Genomic DNA, 25,725 nt, shown 5'->3' with positions numbered 1-25,725 from the left:
CTTGATCGTCAAGCAGCAGGCGTCCTCGGGAAGCTCCCGGACAGGAAACCCTCCAGGATCCGGTCCCGCAGTTCACGCAGCCGTGCGGTCTCGGTCTCCGCTACGCGTGCCCGCTGCTGGAGACGGTCGGCCAGCCGTGCGAACTGCTCGCGTACCTCCAACGGAGGCCACATAACGGCGGTCGCGGCGAATGCCTTTCGGCTGAGCTCGCGGCCGGCGGACCCTTGTGCAGAAGCGGCCAGTTCGGCACTGCGCGAGCGAAGCTCGTGCAGCAGCCAGTACGCGTCGGACACCGACTCGGCTTCCAGTGCGAGCACATTACGGCCGATGACGGCGGGGACGTGGTTCATCACAGCGCGGACGCCGTCTTCCCTCGATGCCACAAGAAGGGAACCCGGAGCGCGCGTGCGTCCCTTCTTGCCCTGGGACAACCGTCGCTCAGTGGCGTACAGGTGGGGCGACTCGCTCTGCAGAATGTCCGCGGGGGCGACGAAAGCCGGACCGCGCTCGATAAGTGCCCCGTCGTCATCCGGGCTCGGTCGTGGCGCTGCCCCGGCGGTGAAGTGGACAAGGCTCGCAAGGGACCGTTCGGGCCAGGACCCATCGTCGCTCACCAGGTGCGCGAAGTGCGCTTCGCTCAGCTCTACGGCGCACTTGGCGATCCGCGCGTTGATCGCCGCTTTCTCCTTCAGCATCCGCATCGCTCGAAGCACGGACGCTCTGAGTTCCGACGGCGGGATCGGTACGGGAAGTTTTCGCAGCGCCGTCACACTCAGCGTGCGTTGCAGCGTCGTAGCGGTGGCATGTCGCTCGCACCACGCGCGCACCGCCGGCGATCCGAGCCACAGGTTCAGCCAGGCCGCCTCGTCGGGTTCGCTTATACGGATAATGGCGACGGTCCGGGACGCGTTCCAGTGATGGAACTCCGTTCCCACGAAAGCGGCTTCACCCACGCGGCCCACCAGGACCACGACGATGTCGCCGGCCTGGAGCCGGCTGCGCAGGTTGGCTTCATGGACCTGGAGGGCGATCCGCCTCGGCTCGTCGCCGCGCAGCCGCCCCTCCTGGATGTCGGCGGAGCGGATCATCGGCACTCCGTCATCCGTGTGCGGCCCGGGACGGGTGACGCCGTAACCGATGACCTGTGCGGTCGGCAGGTCACCCAGGCGGGCCATGCTCCACCCGGCGGGCAGTTGTTGAAGCCGGTGCTCCAGGCTCTCCTGCGTCATAGTTCCCCCAGCAACTCACGCAATTCGTCCTCAAGTCGGCGTGACGTCGAGAACAGGCCGAGCAGTTCGTCGGTCAGGTCGGCGACACGCGCGGGCGCGTCGGGAAGGTCGGACTGTGCCGGTCGAGCCGCAACGTGGTGCGAGGGCAGTACGTCGTAGTCCGTCTCCGCGATCTCGTCCCGGGACAGGGATCTGCACCAGCTCGGTACGTCTTCGTACGGCGCCCGGCCCGGAGCTCCGCGCCAATCGGCAAAGGTGGCGGCGATGCGTTCCCTGGCGTCGTCGGGGACGACTCGACGTCCGCGCTTCACGTTCGTGGCGCTGTTACGCGCGTCGATCAGGAGGAATTGCCCCGATCGGTCGCTCTGGCCCCAACTGCGGTGAGGCAGCTTGCTCTTGCTGAACAGCCAGAGACTCACGGGGTTGCGCACATGGGGGATCAGGCCGGCGGGCAGTTCCACGACAGCGCTGAGGACGTCATCGTCGACAAGAGCCTCCCGGATCCGGCTCTCGGCGCCCTTGGCGGTGGAGGCGGCACCCGTGGGCAGGAGGAGCGCGCCCCGCCCGGAGGCCGACATCTTCCGCACCACGTGCTGGGCCCAGGCGAAGTTGGCGTTGCCCGCGGGCGGAGGCCCGTAAGGCCAGAACGGGCCGTCGCGGAGGATGCCGTGTTCGTCCCACCCCGACTGGTTGAAGGGGGGATTGGCGACGACCACGTCGAAGGTGAGATCGGAGAACCGGTCATCGGCCAGTGTGCTGGCGGGACCGTTCAGGAACCCGTCATCGACACCGTGCACCGAGAAGTTCATGGCGGCGGTCAGCAGGGCGGTGCGGCTCATGTCCTGCCCGTACAGGGCCGGCTCCCCGGGCCGACTGCCATGAGCCGCGACGTACTCGCGAGCCCTGAGAAGAAACCCGCCGGAGCCGCAGACGGGATCGTAGACCGCCTCGCCTTCCGCCGGTTCCATCAAGTCGATGAAGAGACGCGTGACGTCCGACGGGGTGTAGTAGGAGCCGCCCTTGCCCAGGGTCTGCGCCTGATCCAGGCAGGCGTCGAAGAGTTCCGTCGGGTCCTCGGCCGTGGACACCCAGTCGATCAGGTGCGCCACTTCGCGGTCCCTCACGTTCCACAGGTTCGGTAGCTCCAGGCGTACGGGAAACCTCTCCTCCCGGGCGCGGAGTCCGCGCTGGAGCGCCTCGGCAAGCCTGTGCCCTCCCTCTCGCCAGCGCTCCCCGCTCCGGAGGGCTCTCCAGGCATCGCGAGCCGGCGCGCCGTCACCCCACTCGTCGGTCCGCGCCCTGTCCGCCTCGTACCGGAGCAGAACCAGGGCCATCACGGTAAGGAGTGCGTCCTGAGGTGCCAGCGCCTCGCTCAGGGCATCCAGCACTCGCCGAATCGACTGTCCCTCGGACGCTCTCTCCACCTTGGCTCCCATCCGCGCACTCGCCGGACCACAGGTCCTGGTGCCTCATCATGCCTGGCGGAACTCTCCCCCCTTGCACATAGGTCAAGGCCGCGAGGGCCACACCGAACACCGCCACGAACGCGGTGCCACCGGCCGTGACGGCCAGGTCCACGTCCTCCGTACGCGCCAAGCGCCAGAAGGCGACCGATAACCCGGCAATCACCGCCACCGCCACCGCGAACACCACCGTCGTACCGCGCTTCCCGCCCACCTGCGTCTCCCATCGCCATGAAAACCAACGAAGCACAACAAACCGGCGACCTACCGATGCCTCACATCGCCGTCCCACCACTGTAGCGCACAACAGCAGTCGGTTTGGTTGCGACAGCAGTCCGTTTGATGAAGGAGGAAGGATGTAAACTTAAGTTTGGGAAACGTGAATTCGCCGCCACTGGATGCCCACTGGTCCGTTCGCTGGGGCCTGGCCGCTCGTGATCCCCCTCGCCCCGCACCCCTGTCCCGCTACCATCGGGGCGGGGAATTTCGCTGCCTGAGCAGCAGCAACCGACACAGAGCGACACGAAGCGGGGATGGCACATGCGGGACGGCCGGTGGACCGCGGTCACCGACTCGGAGTTCCAGCATGAGCACCGGGGCCTGGAGGCCGTCCGCGAGAAGCTCCCGGACAACGATCCCTGGCGGGCCTGGTCGAACTTCACCTTCACCGCCCTCACCGGCCACGTCCGGGAGGTGGACCTGCTGGTGATTGCCCCGGGCGGGGTCCACCTGATCGAGCTGAAGGACTGGCACGGCTCCGTCGAGTCCCGCAACGGCACCTGGCTGCAGACCCAGCCCAGCGGCCGGCAGATTCCCCACGGCAACCCGCTGCACCTGGCCAACAAGAAGGCCAAGGAGCTCGCCACGCTGCTCCAGCAGCACGGCGAGAAGGTGTGGGTGTCGGAGGCCGTCTGCTTCACCGACTCCTCCCTGCGCAACCGGCTGCCCGCCCACGACCGCAACGGCGTCTTCACCGTCCACCAGCTCACCGAGATGCTGAAGCAGCCGCCGAAGGACGAGCACCGCCGGATCGACGCCGCGCGCTCGCGTCGGATCAAGGCGGCCCTGGAGCGCGTCGGCATCGCGCGCAGCGACGCCGAGTACAAGGTCGGCCCCTATCTGCTCAGCCGGAAGTCGTTCGACTCGGGCCCGACCTGGGCCGACTACCTGGCCCAGCACAGTGAGCTGCCGGAGGCCGCCCGCGTCCGCGTCTACCTGCGCGAGCGCGGCTCCGACGCCGAACTGCGCGCCTCCGTCGAGCGGGCCGCCCGCCGCGAGGCCGCCGTGCTGCGCCACTTCCGGCACCCGGGTGTCGTCCAGCTCAAGCAGTACGACCCGTCCGGGCACTCGGCGGGCCCCGCCCTGATCTTCGACTTCGATCCGCGGACCCTGCGCCTGGACGAGTACCTGTTCCAGTACGGCGAGAAGCTGGACATCCTCAGCCGGATGGCGCTGGTGCGGCAGCTCGCCGAGACGGTGCGCTCGGCCCACGGCCGCCGGATCTTCCACCGCACCCTGGCGGCCCGAGCCGTCCACGTCATCCCGCGCGGCCGCACCCCCCGCGGTGACTCCGAGGGCGAGACCGGTGCCTGGTCCAGCCCGCACCTGCAGATCTCCGACTGGCAGGTCGCCGTCCAGCGCAGTGCCGAGCACGGCGTGGCCGGCAACGGCGAGCGGTTCGCCCCCACGACCTTCTCGCGCGCGGGCGCGCACCTCGCCGAGGGCGCGGACCCGTACCTGGCCCCGGAGCTGACCGCGCTCAGGCCCGACCCGGTCGCCCTGGACGTGTACGGCCTGGGTGTCCTCACCTATCTCCTGGTCACCGGAAGGCCCCCGGCCGCCAGCCAGGCGGAACTGGTGGCCCGCTACGAGGCCGGCGAGGGCCTGCGCCCCAGCTCCGTCGTGGACGGCCTCTCCCCCTACATCGACGAGCTGGTGCAGGCGGCCACCGCCTACGACGTCTCCGCCCGGTTGACGTCGGTGGACGACTTCCTGGAGATGCTGGAGGTCGTCGAGGCGGAGCTGACCGAGCCTCCGACGGCCGAGGCCCCTCGCCCCGCCGAGCCTGAGAAGGACCCGCTGGACGCGGTCGCGGGCGATGTGCTGGCGGGCCGCTGGGAGGTCAGGCGCCGCCTCGGTACGGGTTCGACGAGCCGCGCGTTCCTGGTGCGGGACCTGACCGCCGGCCCGGACGTGCGCTTCTCGAAGTCGCTGGCGGTGCTGAAGGTCGCGACGTCGGACAGCCGGGGCGAGGTGCTGCGCCGCGAGGCCGAGATCCTGGGCCGGCTCCGCCCCGACTCCCGGGTCATCCGCCTGGTCGAGCCGGAGCCGCAGCGCATCGGCCCGCGCACGGTCCTGGTCATGGAGTACGTCGGCGACGAGCGCGAGGAGAGCGGCGACCCGTCCGCGACGGGTACGAGGCGCCGGCGCCGGGAGGAGACGGTCGCCCGGCAGCTGCGCGAGTTCGGCCGCCTGTCCGTGGACCAGCTCGAGGCGTACGGCGACTACCTGTTCGGCGCGGTGGACTTCCTCGAGGGCGAGGGCGTGTGGCACCGCGACATCAAGCCGGACAACATCGCGATCCGTATCCGCCCGAACCGCACCCGCGAACTGGTGCTGATCGACTTCTCGCTCGCGGGTTACCCGGTGAACGAGACCGCGGCGGGCACGGACGGCTACCTGGACCCGTTCATCGGCACGCTCACCGACCGCTCGGTCTACGACGCCCACGCCGAGCGCTACGCCCTGGCCGTCACCCTGCACGAGATGGCGTCCCGGGAACTACCTGTGTGGGGCGACGGCAAGGTCTCGCCGCGCCAGACCGACCCGGAGAAGGAGCCGCACCCGAGGATCGCCGCAGACGCCTTCGACCCGGCGGTACGGGACGGCCTGGTCGCCTTCTTCCAGAAGGCCCTGCACCGGGACGCCTCCCAGCGCTTCGCCGACCTCAAGCCGATGCGCGACGCCTGGAAGAAGGTCTTCCTCGCCATGGACGAGGCGAAGCCCTCGTCCCGCCGCCCGTCCCGGCACACGGCACCGCCCGCGCAGGACGAGGCGGCGCGGCCCGCCCCGGACGCCGCCATCCCGGAGGCCGAGGAGGAGAGCGCCGAGCAGCAGCGCGACCGGCTGGCGGAGGGCGTCGACCGGGGCACCCCGGTCTCGTCGTCCGGCCTGAGCCCGGCCGCGGAGTCGTTCGTGTACGGGCTCGGGGTCAACACGGTCGGCGGGCTGCTCGACTACAGCCAGCGCCGGCTCGTCAACGCACCCGGTCTCGGTGCCAAGACCCGCAAGGAGGTCCTGAGCCGCATCAAGCAGTGGCGGCTCAGCCTCGCGGAGAAGCCCGCCGCGCCGCTCACCCCCGAGGGCCGCAGGGCCGCGAAGGAGGAGCTGTCGGCCGTCGAGGCCGCGGCAGCCGACGCGGTGGCGGCGAACGGCGGTGCCGGTGCGGACGCGCTGCCGGAGCGGGCGCTGCGCGGTGTCAGTCTCGACACCCTCGCCACGGTGTTCGTGCCGCCGCTGCGCAAGGACGGCTCGAACCGCAACGAGTGCGAGATGGTGCGGCTGCTGCTGCGCCTGCCCGACGAGCAGGGCGTGGTGCCGTCGGAGGTCGGGGTCTGGCCGACGCAGACGGAGGTCGCGCACGCGCTCGGGTTGTCACGGGGCCGCATCCCGCAGATGCTGAAGAACCAGCGGACCCGCTGGAAGAAGCACCCGGCGGTACGGGCATTGCGCGGCGAGGTCCTCGGCCTGCTGCGCGATCTGGGCCGGGTCGCTTCGGCGGCGGAGATCGCGGACGCCCTGACCGTACGGCGCGGAACCCAGCTCCAGGAGCGCGAGCAGCGCCGGGCGCTGGCCCTGGCCGCCGTACGGGCCGTGGTGGAGGTCGAGCAACTCGTTCCGGACGAAGCCGAGTTCCAGCACGCCCCGAACCGCGACGCGGCCGACGAGAGCATGGGCGCGGGACTGCTGGCGCTGGAGGTGGGCGCGGACGACGCGCCGGACACCCCGTCCGCGCCGGGCCTGCTCCACTACGCCCAGCGGCTCGGCCGCATCGCCGACGACATGGCGGACCTCGACACCCTGCCGACGGCGGCGACCGTCGTGGCCGAGCTGGCTGCCGTGCCGCCGCCGAGTGCGGCGGTGCAGTGGGACGACCGGCGCATGGTGGAGATCGCCGTGGCCGCCTCCCGCCGTGCCGCCGCGACGCCCCGCCTGGAGATCTACCCGCGCAAGCTGCCGCTGGTGCGCGCGCTGCGCCTCACCCAGGCCGGTCTGGTGCCGCTCATCCCCGGGATGGCGGAGGCCGAGCAGCCGGGCCTGACGGCCGACGAGGTCCACGAGCGGGTGTGGGCCCGCTTCCCGGAGCTGCTGAACGAGCGCGGCGAGCGTGCCCTGCCCACGGGCGGCCCGCTGACGAAGGCCCTGCGGGAGGCCGGCTTCGACCTGGTGCTGTCGACGCGCAAGAGCACGGGGACGCTGCGCTACCTGCCGAGCAATCCGGACGGCACGTCGGTCTACCTGTCGTCGGACGCCCGACGGCAACCGACGGGCACGGTCTCCGCACACCGCTACTCCGACGACCCGGAACTCGCGGCGGCGGGCACGGCCGAGGACCGGCTGAAGGCCTCGGCGCGACGGGACGGGTTCCGTGTGCTGACGGTGCCGACGGAGTGGGCGCGGGACGCGATCGACGAGCTGGGGCGCGACGACTTCGGCGGCGGGGCCGTCGTGGTGTCGGTGGCCGAGCTGTTCGTACGGGCGCTGCACGAGCTGGTCGACCCCAGGCCCAAGCCGACGTGGGACACGATCCTGCGCGCGGACGTGGCGAAGCCCGGGACGCCGGGGGCGATGAAGTTCGCCGAGTACGCGGGGACGGCGTGGGGTCTGGTGGAGCCCCGGATCGGGGAGCTGCTGGGGCCGGGCGGCGCGGGTTCCGGCGACGGCGGTGGCGCGGGCGGCTCTGCTGCTGCTCCGTTGCTGCTGACGGACGCCGGGGTGTTCGCCCGGTACGACGCGATGGGTGTGCTGGAGCGGCTGGCGGAGCGGTCGCGGGGTGGGGGCCGCGCGCTGTGGCTGCTGTGCCCGCAGAGCGACCCGGCCCGGCCGCCGCGGTTGGGAACCGTGGCGGTGCCGTACCAGTCGGGGCTCGGTGAGTGGATCGTGCTCAACGAGTTCTGGGTGCGGAACGCGCACCGCGCGAAGCCGGAGCATGCCATGGCCGGCGGGCTACGGGGATGACGCGCTGAGCGCGAGTGCAGCATGCGGAGCCGCTCGCGTATGGGTGGGGATGACGACAGGAGATGTGACCAGGTGATCGACCGCAAGTCCAAGGCCCTGCTGACGGACCTGATCAAGCAGGTGAAGGCGGTCGAGGCCGACCTCGGCCGGCAGGTACGGGACGGCGAGACCGTCCTGAAGCCGCTGCGCACGGAGCACGGCAAGCTGCAGAAGGCCGATCCCAAGGGGAGCCCCAAGTGGGATGCCTGGCTGGAGGAGCGGCTGGCCGAGCTGCCGGAGGACCGTGCCGAGCTGGTGCGGGGGGCGGAGGCGGTCGCTGGGAAGCTGCGGGCCGAGTACGACCAGGCGTTCAAGCTGGGTCGTACGGGTGCGACGTGGAGCGCGTGGCTGGACGAGCGGGTCACTCAGGTCGCGGTGGCGTGGGTACTGGGCACGGTGTTCGTGCGGTTCTGTGAGGACAACCGGCTGATCCCGGAGCCGTACCTCACGGGGCCCGACGCGGAGCGGAGAGACCTGGCGGAGGCGCGGTACCGGCAGTACGTCGAGGACGACCAGGACCCCACATTCCGGGGGTGGTTGGAGCGGGCGTTCGCGGAGCTGGGCTCCGGGCAGGCCGGCAAGCTGCTGTTCGACGAGCGGCGCAACCCCCTGTACCAGATCCCGATCTCGCACGACGGGGCACGGGCGCTGGTGGAGTTCTGGCGGGAGCGGCGGGAGGACGGTGAACTGGTCCACGACTTCACCGATCCGCTGAACGAGGACGGGACGAAGGGGTGGGACACGCGGTTCCTGGGTGACCTGTACCAGAATCTGTCGGAGGCTGCCCGGAAGACGTACGCGCTGCTCCAGACGCCGGAGTTCGTCGAGGAGTTCATTCTCGACCGGACGATGAATCCGGTGGTGCGGGAGCTGGGCGGGCGGTTCGGCGAGCTGAAGATGATCGACCCTACGTGTGGGTCTGGGCACTTCGTGCTGGGTGCGTTCCGGAGGATGGTCCGGCTTTGGGCGGAGCGGGAGCCTGGGCGGGATGTGCACGAGCGGGTGCGGGCTGCGTTGAACTCCGTGCACGGGGTGGACATCAATCCGTTCGCTGTGGCTATTGCACGGTTTCGGTTGTTGGTGGCGGCGATGGCGGCGGCGAACGTCCGAACTCTGGCAGATGCTGGACGGTACGACTGGCCGATTCAGCTTGCGGTCGGCGACTCACTGATTAAAGCTCGGCAGCTCGAACTAACCCTGATTGGCGAGGAATCGGGCGATCCGCTCGCGGAGTTCTCGTACGCTACGGAGGATGTGCACGATTATCCTAGGATTCTGGAGTACGGGCGGTATGACGTGGTGGTGGGCAATCCACCCTACATTCAAGTCGAAGACGAGTCTCTAAAGAGGATTTACAAGAGCCTGTATAAGTCGTGCGAGCGGAATTACGCCCTATCCGTCCCATTTGCCGAGCGATTTTTTGAGCTCGTAAAGATGGGAGATGCCGACGGCTCCAATTACGGAATGACCGGCCAGATTACGGCAAACTCCTTCATGAAGCGGGAGTTCGGAGCAAAACTCGTAAATGAATATTTCGCCCATAAGGTCGAACTGACTGAAGTAATTGACACTTCTGGAGCGTACATCCCGGAGCATGGCACTCCTACAGTAATCCTGATCGGAAGGCGGCGTGCAGGGAGCGTCCGCATGAACACGGTACGCACCGTACGAAGTATTCAAGGCGAACCTTCGGAACCTGACGATGGAGCAGACGGTCTAGTCTGGAATGCCATCATCAAGCAAATCGACACACCAGGATCCATCAGCCCGTGGGTCTCGGTGGACGACCTCGACAGAAAGAGGTTTTTCGGCAAGCAGCCCTGGATCTTGACAGACGGCGGCCTTGAGCTTGTCGAGAAAATCGAGGAAACGTCACACAAAACGTTGAAATCGATGACTTCAAGCGTTGGCCGGACAACTTCCACAGGAGCAGATGACATCTTCTTCTGGCCCGACGCGGAGTCGGCCACGCGGCGAGGGTATTACAATCGAATTCGCCCCATGATTCCAGGGGATTCCGTCCGCGACTTCTCATTTACACACAGCATCCCTGTCAGCAACCCTTACGCAGATCAGGCAAGTACGGAGCTGATTGAAGAATCCGACAATCTTGTTTCTCGACATCTTTGGCTGGATCGCACGCGACTTCGAGCTAGAAAAATCTTCGGCAAGACTTTGACTCAGAACGGTCGACCTTGGTATGTCCACTTGGAAAACTACCCAAGCAAGCTGGAGACAGACCTAGGGATCGGCTTCGCCTTTGTTGCGTCACACAATCATTTTTCCTTCGATCGAAATGGTCACCTTTTCAACCGAACGGCGCCAGTTATCAAGCTGCACGAAAAGGCATCCCAAGATGACTATCTCAGCCTGCTGGGTACACTTAACAGCTCTACCGCATGCTTCTGGCTAAAAATGACAAGCCACGACAAAGGCAATCGAGGTGGTGAACGTGGCACCGGGCGCTATGCGTGGGAAAGTTTTTACGAGTTCACCGCAACAATTCTGCAGCGCTTCCCGCTGCCTCCCCTTTTCCCCACATCCCTTGCGGCCTCGATTGATACGCTCGCGCAGCAGCTGGCAGATACAAGTCCGTCGGCCCTGTGCATGTCGGCTGTGCCGACAGCTTCCCGCCTCCGTACAGCTCAGAACGAGTGGGAACATACTCGGTCGAGAATGATCGCCCTCCAAGAGGAACTGGATTGGCAGGTCTACTCCCTCTATAACTTGCACTCCGAAGACCTGCGCGCCCACGAGCCCGTGGTTCCCGAACTCGCTCTCGGTGAGCGAGCCTTCGAAATCGTGCTTGCTCGGCGGGTCGAGAAGGGTGAAGCGTCCGACGAGTGGTTCAAGCGGCATGGGTCCACCCCCATCACCACGCTCCCCGACCATTGGCCGGACGCATACAAGGCCGTCGTCCAGAAGCGCATCGACGTTATCGAGTCTTCCCGCGCCATTGGCATGGTCGAGCGTCCCGAGTACAAGCGTCGGTGGGCGACCGAAGGTTGGGACGCGCTCCAAGAGAAGGCCCTCCGCTCGTGGCTGCTCAACCGCATCGAGGACCGCGAACTCTGGTTCCAGGACGACCAGCCGACCATCCTCACCCGTGCTCAGCTCACATCCGCCCTCTCCCTCGACGAGGACTTCGTCTCCGTCGCCGAGTTGTACGCGCCCCGCAAGGAGTTGGCGACCGTCGTTGCGGATCTCCTCGCCAACGAGCACGTGCCGTTCCTCGCCGCGCTGCGTTACAAGCCCACCGGTCTGAGGAAGCGTGCCGACTGGGAGCACGTCTGGGATCTTCAGCGTCAGGAGGACGCCGCCCCGGACGAGCCCTCCAAGCGGAAGATCCGGGACTCGATCCCCGTGCCGCCGAAGTACACGTCGGCCGACTTCCTCAAGCCGTCCTACTGGCGCGCCCGCGGGAAGCTGGACGTACCGAAGGAGCGGTTCATCTCCTACGCCACCGGCCCGATCTCCGGTACTCCGGACCTGTTCGGCTGGGCGGGCTGGGACCACCGTGAGCAGGCGCAGGCCCTCAGCACGTACTTCACGAACCACGACGAGCTGTCCGACGCGCAGATGACACCGCTGCTCGCCGGCCTCCTCGAACTCCAGCCCTGGCTCGGCCAGTGGCACGACGAGTTCGACGCCCTGTACGGCGGCTCCCCCGCAGCCTTCTTCGCGGGCTACCGGGCGACCAAGCAGGGCGAACACGGACTGACCGACGACGACCTGCGTGCCTGGCGTCCCGGGAAGCCGACCAAGGGCTGATCACCCCGGCGTGCCCTCCCCGCTCCTTCGCGTGGAGGGCACGCCATCGTCCCGCACGGTCAACGGTTCGGCCGCGTGCACCCGCAGTGCCGGTCCCTCGTCCAGTCCGAGCACGATGGCGAGTCCACCAGCCGCATACGGCTCAGTGCGCACCGTGCGGACGGTGTGCCACTCGCCCCACGCTCGCACTCGCTGCCCAGGCCGCACCATGACAGCCGCGATCTCCCGCCCGACGGGCTCGCCCACGATGTCCGGCGCCTTCAGCTCGGCCCACACGGTCTTGCCGATGCCACCCGCGCGCTCATCAACTCCCCAGCGGTGAGCCAACGCCTCCACGAGCAATAGCCCTCGCCCGCCGGTCTCGTCGTCACCAGGTGCCCGCACTTCAGGCCTGCCTGGGCCCGCGTCGCTGACCTCAAGCCTCAGAAGCCCGTCCTCAAGCAACCGCGCGATCCGTACGCCCACCTGCCGGTCGCTCGGCACGCGCACGCGCAGCGCGTTGGTCACCAGCTCCGAGAGCACCAACTCCGCGGAATCCAGCACATCTGGACCTGCGCCCCAGCCACCGAGCACGGCATGTAGCACCGCCCGAGATCTCGGCACACTTCGGCGACAACGCGACAGCCGGAACGTGACTTCGTTCGAGCCCAGGCTCTCTGCCATGAAGCCCCCTGAGGGTCGATTGCTGGTGATCAAGACTTCGCGCTGCAGAGCCAGTCGTTGAGGAACCACTCACAGCGCTCCGCAGCATATGGATCTGCGCAATATTGCATGGAGCCTGTAAGTCTTGTTTCACTCTTTCGAGTAAGCCTCACACCCGGTAGGCCTGGCCTCTGATAGGAGTCACACATGCCTACTGTCAAACCGTCCACCGTGCTCGGACGCCAACTCGGTGATGAACTGCGCAAGTTCCGCGAGGCGGCGGGTGTGTCCATGGCCGAAGCGGCCGAGGTGCTCGACTGCACCAAAGGAAAGATCAGCCGCATGGAGAACGGGCATGTGCCGGTTCGCACCCCGGATCTGAACGCGCTGATGCACGCGTATCGGGTCGAGGACCCGGAGACACGCAGCCGCCTTGGAGCTATGGCGCAGCGAGCCAACCGGCGCCGTCGCGACGGCTGGTGGCATCAGTACGACTCCGTTCTGGGCGACTCGTACCGCGACCAGATCGAGCTGGAGGCCATCTGTGACAGCGTCCGGACCTACGAAGTGCAGTTGATCCCAGGACTACTTCAGACGGCGGAGTACGGCCGTGCGGTGACAGTCGCCTCACGCGCCTGGAAGACCCCCGAAGAGATCGATCAATTCGTCCAGGTACGGCTCGCCCGACAGCAACGGCTCACCGACGAGGACCCGATGTCGCTCTGGGCGGTACTCGCGGAAGGAGCCCTCCGTCAGCACGTGGGTGGCCCCGCAGTGATGCAGGCCCAACTGGAACACCTCGCCACGATGGCGGAACACCCCAACATCACCGTTCAGGTACTGCCGTTCTCGCGCGGTGCGCACTCAGGTATGTTCGGTCCGTACCTGCTGCTGAGCTTTCCGCAGGTGACGTCTCTCGACCTCGTACTGACGGAGACCCCCACCGGCAACATCTGGATGGAGCGCGAACCAGAGGTCGCGTACTACCGCACCCTTTTCGATGATGCCCGCACCACAGCGCTGCCTCCGACGGAATCACTCACACTGATCCGCCACATCGCCAAGGAGTTCCGAGCATGAGCCAAGACCCTCACATAGGGCCCGTACTCACGCGAGCAGCATGGCGTGCCAGCAGCTACAGCGGCGGGCAGGGCAACTGTGTCGAGATCGCCGACAACATCCCCGCCCTCATCCCCGTCCGCGACAGCAAGCGCCCCGCCGGACCCGTGATCGCCTTCACCCCTCACGCCTGGCGTGCCTTCGTCAACCACCTCAGCTGAGCCGACCGCCACGGCAGCGCGCCCCCTCGCCCAGCTGGGGGCCCTACCGACGCCCTCCTCATTCACTCCTCCGTGCCCAGTCACCGCAACCAGCTCGACACACCCCCCAGGTGTGCGAAAATTGCACACATGGAGAGCGTGCAGAGCTGGGCAGAGATCGGCAGCCGTATCGCCCAGACCCGGGAGTCAGCCGGGTTGAGCCAAGGCGAGCTGGCCTCACGCATAGGGGTCGACCGCACTGCGGTGGTGCGCATGGAGCAGGGCGAGCGCAAGGTGTCCGCGCTCGAGCTCTTCCGGATCGCCGAGATCCTGGACGCACCGCCCGCGCACTTCCTCACCCAGCCACCCGCGGCGCTCGTCTCCCGCCGTAAGACGCTCGACTCCCCCGCCGACGCGGCCACGCGTGACAGCTACCGGCTGGACATCCGGCTGGAGGAGCACGCACGCAACGCGGAGTGGCTGGTGACGGAAGGCTTCCTCGCCCCACCCCGCCTGGACGATCTGCTCGGCCACACCGAGGTCGATCCGACCGCCCTGGCACGTGAAGCACGACGTGTGGCTGGCATTCCCCCGGGGCCACTGGGGCCGATGGCCTCCGTGGCCGAACGCTTCGGCCTGTATCTGACCGTCGCCCCGGAACCCGCCGAGGGCGCTTCGCTCCTCCTGGACTCCTACGGGGTCAGCGTGATCAGCAGCCACTCGGCCCCCGGTCGCCGACGCTGGACCGCCGCCCACGAACTCGGGCACCACCTGCTGCGGGACGAGTACCACAGCGATGTGGGCGTCTCGGCGAGCCGGGACGAGCGGGAACAGGCCATCGACGACTTCGCCGGGGAGTTCCTGCTGCCCCAGGACGAATTCGACTCCGTCTACCGGCAAGCGGTCGGCCGGGGCGTCTCCCCCCGGGAAGCCCTGATCGGTATCGCCGCGGACTACAGGATCTCCTGGTCGTCCACGGTGTCGAGGGCTCGGTGGCTCGGGCTGGTGGGCACGGCCGCTGCTCGCCACCTCAAGGCCGATACGCCGGTACGCGGCGACTTCCTGGCCGTCCGTGGTGCCGAACCCGTACCGGACCTCGAAACGGGCGCCACCGGAACGGCCTGGAGACAGGCGGTCCTGGCCGCCTGGAAGGCCGGAGCGGTGTCGGCGGCACGCACGGTCGAGTTGCTGTACGGCGCCCTGCAGGAGAGCGAGCTGCCGGAGCAGGACCTGGAGGACGTCGGGCCGTGAGCGTGCAAGGGGAGGGAACGAGGCCGGCCGGGCAGCTTCTCGTATGGGACACGTCGCCGCTGCACCACGCGATCAAAGCCGGACGCGTGGACACCCTGGCGGACCTCGCCGCCGAAGGCGGGGGTTTACCCCGCCGCAACGTCACCACGGCCGCGGTCATCGAGGAACTGCGCCACTACCACCTGGACGTCTCGGGCCTGGGGTGGCTGGAGATCCAGCACGTGGACGGTCTCACCGAGCTGACCGCGCTGGTGCGGTGGATGGAACGCGTCTCCGGGCAGAAGTCCAACCACGGTGAGGCGACCGTGCTCGCCTGGGCCGACGTGCACGGCGCGGTCGCGGTGGTCGACGATCTGGACGCGCGCAGGGCGGCCCGCGCCGGTGGCCTCACCGTGTGGGGTGTGCTGCGGGTGATCGCGGAGGGGGTGCGGGACGGCCGCGCAACGGAGTACGTGGCGTCCACCCTGGTCGACGCGCTGCTCGCATCAGGCGCTCGCTACCCGTGCGGTCACGGCGGCTTCCCCGAGTGGGCGAGGAAGAACGGATTGCTGTGAGCCGCTCACTCACATTCTTCTTACTATGACTCGTTTGAGTATCCGGAGGTCGACCGTTCCCCCTTCCTCGCCCCTCGTCCCCTTCACCCCCACTCCCCATGCCTGACCCGCCCGATACGATCGAAGGCCGTCCCCACGCGACACACTGGCGGACGGTACTTCCGGGGCAGCGCGCGGTGCCGGCCACCGCCCGTCGTCCCGGTCGACGGGGGACGCGCCGCGCTGCCCGGTGGACGTAGATGCAGGACACGATCAGCAGGAGACGCGAGACAGAGATGGCACCGACAGCCGCCACAGCCCCCCTCCTCCGCGATGTCATCGACATCAAGACGTCCATCTCCACCTCCGACTTCGTCCTGAAGCTGGCCGAGGCCGTCACCCCGGAGGGCGCCGAGCGGGCGCTGCGGGACTACGTCGTCACCGAGCGCCTGCTCGAGAACTTCGACGAGGCGCTGAGTCTGATCAGGACCGCGCTGGACGGACAGACGTCGAAGGCCGCCTATCTGCACGGCTCGTTCGGTTCCGGTAAGTCGCACTTCATGGCCGTGCTGCACGCCCTGCTCCGGGGCGACGCGGCGGCACGCGCCCGGACCGACTTCGACCCGGTGCTGGCCAAGCACGAGTGGCTGAGCACCGACAGGAAGAAGTTCCTGCTCGTGCCGTACCACATGCTCGGGGCCAAGTCCCTGGAGCAGCGGGTGCTCGGCGGGTACGTCAGCCACGTCAAGGCACTGCACCCCGAGGCTCCCACTCCCCAGGTCTACCGGACCGACTCCCTCTTCGCGGACATCCGCGCGCTGCGGGACCGCATGGGCGACGAGCAGTTCATCGAAGGGCTCGCCGGAGCCTCGTCCGACGCGGACGCCGTCGACACCGACGACGAGTGGGGGGACTCCTTCGCCTGGACCCCGGCGCTCCTCGACACCGCCCTCGCCGCCGAGGAACTGGACGGCGCCGAGGCCAACCTGAACCTGGTCAACCCGACCACCCCCGCCGAGCTGCGGGCCAAGCTGGTGCACGACGCGAGCACCAGCTGGTTCCCCGGCTTCGCGAAGAACGCCGCCGAGGACGAGCACGGCTTCATCTCGCTGGACGCCGGTCTCGCCGTCATCGCCGAGCACGCGAAGTCGCTGGGGTACGACGGGCTGATCCTGTTCATGGACGAGCTGATCCTCTGGCTCGCCAACCGCATCCACGACCAGAAGTTCGTCTCCCGCGAAGCCGACAAGATCACCAACTTCGTCGAGGGCGCCGACTCGCGCCGCGCCATCCCGATCGTGTCGTTCATCGCACGGCAGCGGGACCTGCGGGAGCTGGTCGGCCAGGAGGTGTCCGGGGCCGCTGAGACCGCCATCCAGGACAGTCTCAACCTCGCCTCCGGCCGCTTCGACAAGATCACGCTGGAGGACCGCAACCTCCCGCAGATCGCCCACGCCCGTCTCCTGCGACCCAAGGACGCGGAGGCCGCCGCCAAGCTCGACGTGGCCTTCGCGAAGATCAAGCGGGTCGGGCCCCAGGTGTGGGACGTGCTGCTGGGCTCCGACGAGGGGACGACCGGAGCCGACGAGGCGTCGTTCCGGCTGACGTACCCCTTCTCGCCCTCATTCATGGACACCCTGGTCCACATCTCCTCGGCGCTGCAGCGCTCCCGTACCGGTCTGAAGCTGATGGGCCAGCTGCTGGCCGACCACCGCGACGACGCGACACTGGAGCAGCTCATCCCGCTCGGCGACCTCTACCCGGTCATCGCCGACGGCGGCGACAAGCCCTTCGTCGACAGTCTGAAGGTGGAGTTCCAGGCCGCGGACAAGCTGTACCGCACCAAGCTGCGGCCCTACCTCCTCGCGATGTACGACGTCACCGAGGAGGACATCGAGCGCTACCGCCACCGCCGCGAGACCGTCACCGACCAGGGACTCCTCCAGCGGTGCAAGGCGTTCGTGGGCGACGACCGGCTGATGTGCACGCTGCTGCTCTCCGCGCTGGCGCCCAGCGTGCCCGCGCTGCGGGACCTGACGATCCGGCGGCTCGCGGCCCTCAACCACGGCTCGGTCATCTCCCCCATTCCGGGAGCGGAAGTCGGCGCGATCCAGTCGAAGGTCGACGAGTGGGCGGCACGCTTCGCGGAGATCAAGCCCACCGGCACCAGGACCAACCCGGGCGTACGGCTCGAACTGGCCGGCGTGGACGTGGACTCCGTCATCGCCAACGCCAACGTCAACAACAACCGTGCCAACCGCCGCTCCCTCGCCAAGCGGCTCCTCGCCGAGGAACTGGGCATCGAGCTCCAGGAACGGCTCACCGCGGACGAGCTGAAGTTCGTCTGGCGCGGCTCGCACCGCACGGTGGAGGTCGTCTTCGGCAACATCGCCGACCACGACGACCTGCAGGACCACGACTTCGCCCCCAGCCAGGACGGGCTGTGGCGGATGATCATCGATCTGCCGTACGACGAGAGCGAGTACGGGCCGCGCGAGGACGCCAACCGCATGGCCGAGCTGCGTCGGCTCCCCGGGGACCGGCCGCGCACGGTGGGATGGATCCCCACGCATCTGTCCACCGGTCGCTTCCAGGACTTCCAGCGGCTGGTCGTCATCCACTACGCGCTCGCCGACCAGCGGCGCTTCGACACCAGCTACGCCCAGCACCTCAACGCCGACAACCGGGCCCGTGCCAAGGCACTGCTGGAGGACCAGCGCGAGACGCTCACCAAGACCGTGAAGGCGGCCTTCAAACAGGCCTACGGCCTCGCGGCCAAGAAGCCGGGCGACGTCAACCCGGACTTCAACGAGCACCTGGAACCGCTGCCCGACGTGCCGGACCTGCGCGTCTCCATCGGGCAGTCCCTGCGTGACGCGGTCCGGCACGTCGCGGGCAAGCTGCTGGCCCACCAGTTCCCCGCGCACCCGGACTTCGACCCCGACGGCACGGGGACCGTCGTCAAGCTCGCCGACGCGCGGACCGTGCTCGGGCACATCCGCGCCGCCGTGGAGGCCGGTGACCGGCAGACCGAGATCCCGGGCAAGGAACGCGACCTCATGCGGCGCATCGCCACTCCCCTCGGGCTCGGCCAGCAGAAGGAGGCGTACTTCCGGCTCTCCACCCGCTGGCCGGAGCACTTCGCCCTCCAGGCGCGCGGCGAGGCCGGTCCCGGTGACCTGAGCGTCAGCCGCCTCACCGAGTGGATCGACCGTCCCGCACCGATGGGCCTGGAGCCGTTCCTCGCCCACCTCGTCATCGCGTCGTACGCGGAGATGGACGACCGCGTCTGGGTACGGGCCGGCGCGCTGCTCGACCCCTCGCCCGAACTCTCGGCGATCAAGCCCCAGGACGCGCTGCGGTCCCAGCCGCTGCCGGAGGAACAGGTCTGGGAGGAGGCCGGGCGCCGCTACTGGGAGATCTTCGGTGAGGAGCCGCCCAGGCTCCGCAGGGGCCGGATGGTCGGGCAGTTCGCCCGGCGGATCACGGAGCGGGCCCGCACCTACCAGCCGCACGCGGCCGATCTGGTGACGCAACTGGAGCAGCACGCGACGCTCCTCGGCCTGGACGGCACCGACGAGTCCGGCCGGCTGGCGATCGCCCGCCGGGCCCGGGACCTGCTGGACGAACTGCGCGGCCTCGACCAGGGCGCGGCCGGCGGTTCCGCCGTGGCCAAGCAGGTCATCTCCGCCTTCGCCGGCTTCGATCTCGGCGACGTGCCGACCAGCCGCTACGGTGCGTCGGTCAAGCAGGCGGAAGCCGTCGCGGCGGCCCTGGCCACCGCCGCCTGGGACATGCTCAAGCTCGCGCCCAACTACGGGCCGCAGGGTGAGGCCGTGCTGGAGGAGCTGCGCGGCGCGGCCCGTGTCGATCAGCGCACCAAGGACCTCAAGGAGGCGCTGCGGGAGGCACGGCGGTCCATCGTCGCCGTCATCGAGCGCAGCCAGGCACGCACCGCCGACCCGCGACAGGCGTACGCCACGCCCACACCGGCCGAACCGCTCACCCGGCCGGACGCGATCAGCCTGAGCACCGGCACCGGCCAACCGCCCGTGTCCTCCACCCACCCCGGCACCGGTGACGGACAGCGTGCCGCGGGACGCCGCTCGGGTGGGGGCCGGACCACGGCCTCCCGTGCGCTGGCCGAGCTGCGGGCCGAACTGGCCGAGCTGGCGGCTGCCGAGCCGGACGCGGAGATCGAGATCAGCTGGCGGGTCGTGGAATGAACGGCGGGCGGCGAGCGAGGAGGGCGTGGGAACAGTGAGTACGGCGGCAGTGACCACCACCAGCGCGGTGCGGCTCAACGCCGCGACCATCACTCAGTACCTGGCATCGGAACCTGGTCTCAAGCCGGACAAGCGCAGGGTCGTGCTGCTGCGCGCCGCGCCCTCCTGGGACGGCCCCGACGAGCTGTCGTGGGGTGAGCGGCGGCGGGCCCGGGTGGCGGCGGCGCCCTCTCCTCTCGGCGTGTACGAGCTGATCCTCGCGCACCAGAAGCCGTCGGCCGCCGGGCCCGACGTGCTGGTCGTCCTCACCGATCGCGAGGAGGCGGAGCTCGGGCCCGATCTGCTGGCCAAGGTGCACCGGCAGCGGGTCAACGCCGTCGACACCTGGGACGTCGTACGCGAGGCGTTCGGCGCGCACGCCCCCGACCACCGGCTGTTCGAGGAGAACTGGGCCGCGGAGGCGCTGCTGGACGCCGCTCCGCCGCACGGCGGATGGCCGAAGCTCGCGGGCGGCGTGCTGTCGCGACGCGAGGCGCTGACCGCGCTCGCCCTGCGCCGGCTCGGGATCGGCCGCTACGACCCGGACGCCGAAACCTCCCGCACCCCGGCGGACGGCAGTGACGAGCTGGACATCCACACCCTGCTGCGGTGGTCCCTCACGCCCGGCGGCCCCGAGCGGCTGCTGGCGCTGAGAACACCCGAGCGCACCGGACTCGTGCGGTTCCTAGGCGAGGAGGAGCAGGCCGGACGCGCGGGGCAGGCCCTGCTCGCCCTCGTGACGGCCGAGCACGGGCCGGACGCCGTCGCGTTCGGGTTGGTCTGCGCGGCGCTGTGGGGGCACGCCGACGCCACGGCGGACGCCGAGGACTACCGGGCCCGAGGACGGGCCGAGCGATGGTTCGGAGAGGAGCCTCCCGCCGAAGGGGAGCACCTGGACGCGCTCGCGGCGGCCTTCGGACGGTCCTGCGAGGAGTTCGTCTCCGCCCTGCTGCTCGCGGGGCGGTCGGACGGTGACGAAGCCGCGGCGGAGGCCCGGCGGCTGACCGGCTCCGTACTCGACCGGGCCGCCGCTCTGGCGCGGCAGTTCGGGGCGGAACGGGCCGCGGGGACGAGTCCCGTGCTGGCGGCGGGACTCGCGGCACGCTTCACCGCCGCCGGCGAGGCGCTGTCGAGCGGTGACCCCGAGCGGATCGCCTCCACGGTGAAGGACCTCGGCCGACACCGGCTGGCCCCGGATCCCGATCACGGCGTCCGTATCGAGCGGGTGCGCATGGCGCAGCGGCTGGCACGTTGGCTCGCGACCGATCCCCCGGTGAACACCGCCACGGTGGCGGGCGCCATCGCCCGTCACGTCACCGAGACGGGCTGGGTGGACCTGGCCCTGGAGCACGTCGAGTCCGGCGGCGATCCCGATCCGGCGCTCCGGGCCGCGTACGACACCCTGTGCGCCTCGGCGCGCGAGCGCCGGGGTGAGATCGACCGGCACTTCGCCCGGGTGCTCGCCGCACGGTCGGCGACCGACCGTGGTCCCGGCGGGATGCTGACCGTGGAGACGTTCCTCCCCGAGGTCGTCGCGCCGGTGGTGAAGGCCGGGGAACGCAGGGTGCTGCTCCTCGTGCTCGACGGGATGAGCGCGGCCGTCGCCGCCGAGCTCGGCGAGCAACTGCGCGACCACTGGGCCGAGTACGACCCACTGCCGGGGGCGAAGGACGCCCCCCGGCGTCGCGCGATGGCGGCCGCGCTGCCCACCGTCACCGCCGTGTCGCGGACCTCGCTCTTCGCGGCGCGCCTGATGAAGGGCACGCAGGCCGACGAGAAGAGGCTGTTCCCCGCTCACCGCTTCTGGGGCGGGGAGGACGTCGCGGTCTTCCACAAGGACGACCTGCGCGCCGGGAGCAGCGGCGAGCCGTTCGGCCCCGAACTGCACGACGCGCTCGTGGGCGACCGTACGCATGTGGCGGTGGTCCTCAACACCGTGGACGACCGGCTGGCCTCCGAGCAGAAACTCGGCGACGGTACCTGGCGGCTGTCCGACATAGGAGGGCTGCGCGCCCTGCTCCGCTCCGCCGCGGACCAGGGCCGAGCGGTGATCGTCACCAGCGACCACGGCCACGTCGTCGACCGGCGGGCCGCGCGGATCGACGCCGACGACGTACGCTCGGCCCGGCACCGGGCCCCCGGCGGACCGCTCGTGGAGCAGGAGGTCCTGCTGACGGGCCCCCGGGTCCTCGACCCGGAACCGGAGAGCCGGATCGTCGCCCTCTGGGACGCCGACTCCCGGTACACGTCCCGCAAGGCCGGCTACCACGGCGGCGTCGCCCTGGCCGAGTTCGCCATCCCGGTGCTGGCCTTCCTGCCCTTCGGAGCGAAACCGCCGAGCGGCTGGCGGGAGCTGGGCAGCCAGCAGCCGGCCTGGTGGTCACTGCCCCGGGGGGCGGCACAGCCGCCACGGGCTCAGACCGCCGCGGTCCCGGTTCCGGTACCGAGAAAGGCGACGCCCAAGAGGGCCAGGAGCGAGGCGAAACCCGCCAAGAACCACGAAACACTGTTCGATGTGGCGTTGGTTCCCTCGACGTCCGAGGACGGTGCGCTGCTCTCCGCCACACCCGTGTCTCCGGTGGACGCCCTGGTCGAAGCCCTCCTGGAATCGGAGGTCTTCACGGCTCAGGTGCAGCTGCTGGCCCGTAGACCCGACCTCGTGCGCGTGAAGAAGGCCGTACGCGCTCTGCTGGACTCAGGCGGCACCCTACCGATGACCGCTCTCGCCCAACGCGTCGGACTGCCCGCGAGCCGGCCGGCCGACGGTTTCGCCGCCGTGCTGCGGCAACTGCTCAATCACGACGGTGTCCAGGTGCTGGAGACCCTGCCGGACGGGCGGACCCTCCGGCTGCACACCGGACTGCTGCGGGACCAGTTCGAGCTGGGTTGAGCGGTGGTGGAGCCCTGCCCTGCCGCACGGCGTGGGGAGGGCAGGGCCCCACCCGCCCGTCAGGTGAGCTGACGCAGCAGTCCCACGAACTGGCGCAGATCCTCGCTCCGTTGCGGCGACAGCGGTTCGGGATCGAAGTGCGCGATGTGATTGCGGATGTCGCGCACCCGGTCCAGCTGGCGCACGAACTGGACGCGGTTCACTCCGGTCCAGCCCAGCGCGGTCCAGTTCTGGTCGGCTGCGGCACACAGGGCTTCCTTGCGGTGCCCCTGCTTGTTCCTCTGGTCTCCGTCCAGAAGCATCACATACTCGCCGAACATGAGGTCCGCGATGTTTCCGGTCTTCCTGTCGTTGCGCTGGATGGCACGGATGGCGTCCTCTCCGAGCTTCGCGCCCAGGCACTTGCGGAGCCGGAACTCGATCTCCCCGACCACGAAGAACGGCCAGGCCGTGGCGTCGAAGCGCTGGGTGATGTCCGCCGCGGTGACGATGCCGCTGATCTGTCCGCTGTTCGCCCTGACCAGCACGTATCCGTGCTCGCAGATGGCGGGGAGCACGGAGAAGAAGTCGTCGTGGGCGTGGACGACCGGAGGATCCTCCACGATCGCGTTGGCGAGTGCCGCCTCTTCTCCCGTGGCGTGCACCTTGGCCACCGAGCGCCAGGTCACCACACCGATCACCGTGTACTGGCCCTCCAGCACCGGAACCTGGGAGTAGTTGTGGGTGTGCATGATGTACGTCGCATCGGTGAGGTCCTCGGCGGGGGTGACCGAGGCGAGCCCGGCGTGGGCGCACGGCAGGTCGCCGATCCGCAGGGGGTGCTGCGGCAGCGCACCGGGCAGCAGCCCCGCCTCGTCCTCCTGGTCCTCGTCCGCGTCGGCGGACTCACTGACGGCGGACTCGCGGGCCACGACGAGGACCTCGGTCCGGCTGCCGCACGTGGCGAAGTACGGCACGGTCGACAGGCCGGTGTCCTTGAGGATCCGCTCGATGTGCAGGATGGCCTGGTCGTTGCGGAACCGGGTGTTGAAACAGGCCAGGAGTTCGACAAGGGGTATACGGCGGCCCTTGAGTGCCAGCAGTTCCTCGTCGGGGGGTGTCCGGAGCACGACCGCGTCACCCGGCCTTCGTGTCGCGGAAGACGGTGCGCTTGCCCATGGCCGACATGACCAGCTCCAGCAGCTGCTTGGACCTGCTCAGGTAGAACTGCTCGAAGTCACCCGAGTGCAGCGCGGCCGGGTCGATGAGGTGGGTGCCGATGACGTCGTCGAACCACTCGGGACGCATCCCCGACTCCAGCGCGAGCGTCTTGAGGTAACCGGAGGGCGATCCGGTCATGCTCTTGCTCGCCCGGAGGGACAGGGGCGTCTTGTTGATGATCGAGTTGGCCTTGTTGCTGTAGGCCCGGTGGTGCTTGTCGATCCACGCCTTGGGGAAGATCTGACGCACGTCCACGCTGTACTCGGCCAGTCGCGCCGCGTTCAGGGGCGCCTCGGTGAAGTACCAGTCCACCGCTCCCTGCTTGACCAGGAGGGCGTAAATGCCCTTGTAGGCAGCGCTGTTGCGGGTACTCAGGGTGTCCAGCCGGTCGTCCAGGAAGGCTGCCTCGGCGATCGTGTCCGGGACCACCTCGGGGTTGCCCCGCAGACGTTCGATGAGCTGTTCCACGTCACGGGTGAAGCGGCTCTCCGTCGAACCGCCGTACATCTCGCCGAGCACACCGCACCAGTACCACTGGGTCAGCAGTTCGTCGGCCGCCTCGGTGTCGGTCTCCTCGCCGAGGATGGTCCGTACGGCGGCCAGCGGGACGAGCTGGGTGCGGTACGGCAGGTCGGGAGCCCGCACGATGCACTGCCGCTCCAGGAAGGACCCCACCCACTCGAAGGCCTCCGCCACCCGCGGAGCGAGCGAACTGAAGTCGGCGAGCGGCAGCTCCAGCAGGTCACGGCGCTTGCAGGAGACCGCAGCACGCGGTTCCTGCCGCTTGCGCTCCCAGGTTCGGACGAGCGCCACGGCCTGGAGGAAGTCACTGCTGCTGAGCCCGTCCTCGACACCGGCCTCCATGCGCCCGAACACAGGGTATGACGCCGTCAGGCCCTTCTTGATGTCCAGCCAGACGTCAGGGAGCTTGAAGTAGTCCCCGTGCCGGGCCACGTACTCCTGGTTGCCGGCGTAGGTGGCCGTCAGCAACTCGAAGACGTTGAGCGGCACACCGCCGGTGTTCACCCGCTCGAACACGGCGCAGACCGCGTCCATGGTCGTCGAGGCCGCGAGCTTGATCATCGGCACCTGGAACGACAGCATGCGGCTGAGCACGAACTGCTGGAACTGCCCCCACAGTCCCCAGTTCGTGACGTCGACCGCGACGAACTCCTGGTGCCAGGCGTTCACCCGCTGGGTGTCGAACACGAAGTGGAGCGGGAAGTACCCGGCGGCGCACTCCCCCTCGACGGTCGTCAGGTCGACGGTGTCCCTGCGGTTGAAGCCGGTCTTCAGGATCCGGTCCTCGGGCACGGACACAATGGCGTCGTCACGGTCGGCCGGCGAGCCGATGGACTTGGCGATGTCGATGTAGTACCAGCGCCTCAGTTCCTTGCCCCGGGCGTCCACCGTCTCGACGGGGCGGTCCCGGTGCAGTGCCTGGAACAGGGACGTCAGCCGCTGCTGTCCGTCGAGCAGCAGGAGATCCGGCACTGCGTTCTGTGCGTCCTCGGCGCCTTTGAGCGTCCGGGTGCGGAAGGGCGACGTGCCGTTCGTCTGCAGCGCCATCACCACGCCCAGCGGATAGTCGAGCGTCACCGTCGCGATGAGGGCCCTGATGCGCTCGTCGTCCCACTTCCACTCACGCTGGAAGTCCGGGAGCTGTAACGCGCCGGATGCGACGTCGGCGAGCGCGTCGCTGAGTTTCAGACTGTCGAGTGCCACGCTGTGTCTTCCCGTGTCGAACCTGAACGGTGAGTCGCCACCGGTCACCGGCGGTGAACATTCAATTGGATCAACGGTGTTGCGGGGAGTCAAGGCGGTCGAAGGTCAGTTCTTCAAGCCGTTCGCGCGTCCGGGCCGCCCGGCCTGCCGGATCCGCCCGAGCCCTTCCACGGGGTGGCAGCCAGGCATCCGGGTCAAATGGGAGACTGTCCGGGTGAGG

At 69.0% G+C, this 25,725-nt stretch carries 13 protein-coding genes; 8 read left to right on the top strand and 5 right to left on the bottom strand.

The genetic code is table 11. The annotated features are described in order from the left end of the window. Positions 1-8: 8 nt before the first annotated feature. Together AB0A94_RS06240 and AB0A94_RS06235 are read right to left on the bottom strand one after the other, a co-directional pair. Positions 9-1,229, bottom strand: coding sequence for a hypothetical protein (locus AB0A94_RS06240; RefSeq protein WP_361739566.1), 1,221 nt, complete (start codon positions 1,227-1,229; stop codon positions 9-11). Beyond that, the gene (locus tag AB0A94_RS06235; protein WP_361739563.1) at positions 1,226-2,338 is read right to left on the bottom strand and encodes an N-6 DNA methylase; all 1,113 of its coding nucleotides are present in this window, start codon (positions 2,336-2,338) and stop codon (positions 1,226-1,228) included. The genes AB0A94_RS06240 and AB0A94_RS06235 overlap by 4 nt, the downstream gene beginning before the upstream one ends. A gap of 894 nt (positions 2,339-3,232) precedes the next feature. On the opposite strand from AB0A94_RS06235, the gene pglW reads away from it, so the two are divergent. Together pglW and pglX are read left to right on the top strand one after the other, a co-directional pair. Then, a complete protein-coding gene (gene pglW, locus AB0A94_RS06230; RefSeq protein WP_361739560.1) occupies positions 3,233-7,930 on the top strand; it encodes a BREX system serine/threonine kinase PglW in 4,698 nt (1,565 codons plus the stop codon). A gap of 72 nt (positions 7,931-8,002) precedes the next feature. After that, positions 8,003-11,740: a BREX-2 system adenine-specific DNA-methyltransferase PglX gene (gene pglX, locus AB0A94_RS06225; protein WP_361739557.1), complete on the top strand. Its 3,738-nt coding sequence runs from the start codon at positions 8,003-8,005 to the stop codon at positions 11,738-11,740. Here the strand turns inward: pglX and AB0A94_RS06220 are convergent, their stop codons facing one another. Further along, positions 11,741-12,403, bottom strand: coding sequence for an ATP-binding protein (locus AB0A94_RS06220; RefSeq protein WP_361739554.1), 663 nt, complete (start codon positions 12,401-12,403; stop codon positions 11,741-11,743). A gap of 186 nt (positions 12,404-12,589) precedes the next feature. On the opposite strand from AB0A94_RS06220, the gene AB0A94_RS06215 reads away from it, so the two are divergent. The 6 genes from AB0A94_RS06215 (at position 12,590) to pglZ (ending at position 22,580) form a co-directional block, all read left to right on the top strand. Then, positions 12,590-13,462, top strand: coding sequence for a helix-turn-helix transcriptional regulator (locus tag AB0A94_RS06215; RefSeq protein ID WP_361739552.1), 873 nt, complete (start codon positions 12,590-12,592; stop codon positions 13,460-13,462). Continuing rightward, positions 13,459-13,662: a DUF397 domain-containing protein gene (locus AB0A94_RS06210; RefSeq protein WP_361739549.1), complete on the top strand. Its 204-nt coding sequence runs from the start codon at positions 13,459-13,461 to the stop codon at positions 13,660-13,662. The genes AB0A94_RS06215 and AB0A94_RS06210 overlap by 4 nt, the downstream gene beginning before the upstream one ends. A gap of 129 nt (positions 13,663-13,791) precedes the next feature. Beyond that, entirely contained in the window at positions 13,792-14,892 is a 1,101-nt protein-coding gene (locus AB0A94_RS06205; protein ID WP_361739546.1) for an XRE family transcriptional regulator, read from the top strand. Beyond that, positions 14,889-15,446, top strand: coding sequence for a hypothetical protein (locus AB0A94_RS06200; RefSeq protein ID WP_361739543.1), 558 nt, complete (start codon positions 14,889-14,891; stop codon positions 15,444-15,446). Before AB0A94_RS06205 ends, AB0A94_RS06200 begins: the two co-directional genes overlap by 4 nt. A gap of 275 nt (positions 15,447-15,721) precedes the next feature. Next, positions 15,722-19,651, top strand: a complete 3,930-nt coding sequence (locus AB0A94_RS06195; RefSeq protein WP_361739540.1) for a phage resistance protein — start codon at positions 15,722-15,724, stop codon at positions 19,649-19,651. A 34-nt stretch (positions 19,652-19,685) separates the two neighbouring features. Further along, the gene (gene pglZ / locus AB0A94_RS06190; protein ID WP_361739537.1) at positions 19,686-22,580 is read left to right on the top strand and encodes a BREX-2 system phosphatase PglZ; all 2,895 of its coding nucleotides are present in this window, start codon (positions 19,686-19,688) and stop codon (positions 22,578-22,580) included. 59 nt (positions 22,581-22,639) lie between these two features. Here the strand turns inward: pglZ and AB0A94_RS06185 are convergent, their stop codons facing one another. Together AB0A94_RS06185 and AB0A94_RS06180 are read right to left on the bottom strand one after the other, a co-directional pair. After that, entirely contained in the window at positions 22,640-23,689 is a 1,050-nt protein-coding gene (locus AB0A94_RS06185) for a CBS domain-containing protein (protein WP_361739534.1), read from the bottom strand. Positions 23,690-23,696: 7 nt separating this feature from the next. Further along, positions 23,697-25,505 (bottom strand): DUF262 domain-containing protein, encoded by a 1,809-nt coding sequence (locus AB0A94_RS06180; RefSeq protein ID WP_361739531.1) that lies wholly within the window; start codon positions 25,503-25,505, stop codon positions 23,697-23,699. Positions 25,506-25,725 lie beyond the last annotated feature (220 nt).

Origin of the sequence: Streptomyces sp. NPDC044984 (assembly GCF_040646935.1) — a bacterium.
GTDB lineage: Bacteria > Actinomycetota > Actinomycetes > Streptomycetales > Streptomycetaceae > Streptomyces.
The sequence above is the reverse complement of the archived record's forward strand: the minus strand, read 5'-3'. Positions and strand labels throughout refer to the sequence as shown.

Coding starts and splice junctions, on each gene's coding strand:
- pglW (WP_361739560.1), top strand. CDS start 3,233: ATGCGGGACGGCCGGTGGACCGCGGTCACCGACTCGGAGTTCCAGCAT.
- AB0A94_RS06240 (WP_361739566.1), bottom strand. CDS start 1,229: ATGACGCAGGAGAGCCTGGAGCACCGGCTTCAACAACTGCCCGCCGGG.
- AB0A94_RS06195 (WP_361739540.1), top strand. CDS start 15,722: ATGGCACCGACAGCCGCCACAGCCCCCCTCCTCCGCGATGTCATCGAC.
- AB0A94_RS06215 (WP_361739552.1), top strand. CDS start 12,590: ATGCCTACTGTCAAACCGTCCACCGTGCTCGGACGCCAACTCGGTGAT.
- AB0A94_RS06210 (WP_361739549.1), top strand. CDS start 13,459: ATGAGCCAAGACCCTCACATAGGGCCCGTACTCACGCGAGCAGCATGG.
- AB0A94_RS06205 (WP_361739546.1), top strand. CDS start 13,792: ATGGAGAGCGTGCAGAGCTGGGCAGAGATCGGCAGCCGTATCGCCCAG.
- AB0A94_RS06220 (WP_361739554.1), bottom strand. CDS start 12,403: ATGGCAGAGAGCCTGGGCTCGAACGAAGTCACGTTCCGGCTGTCGCGT.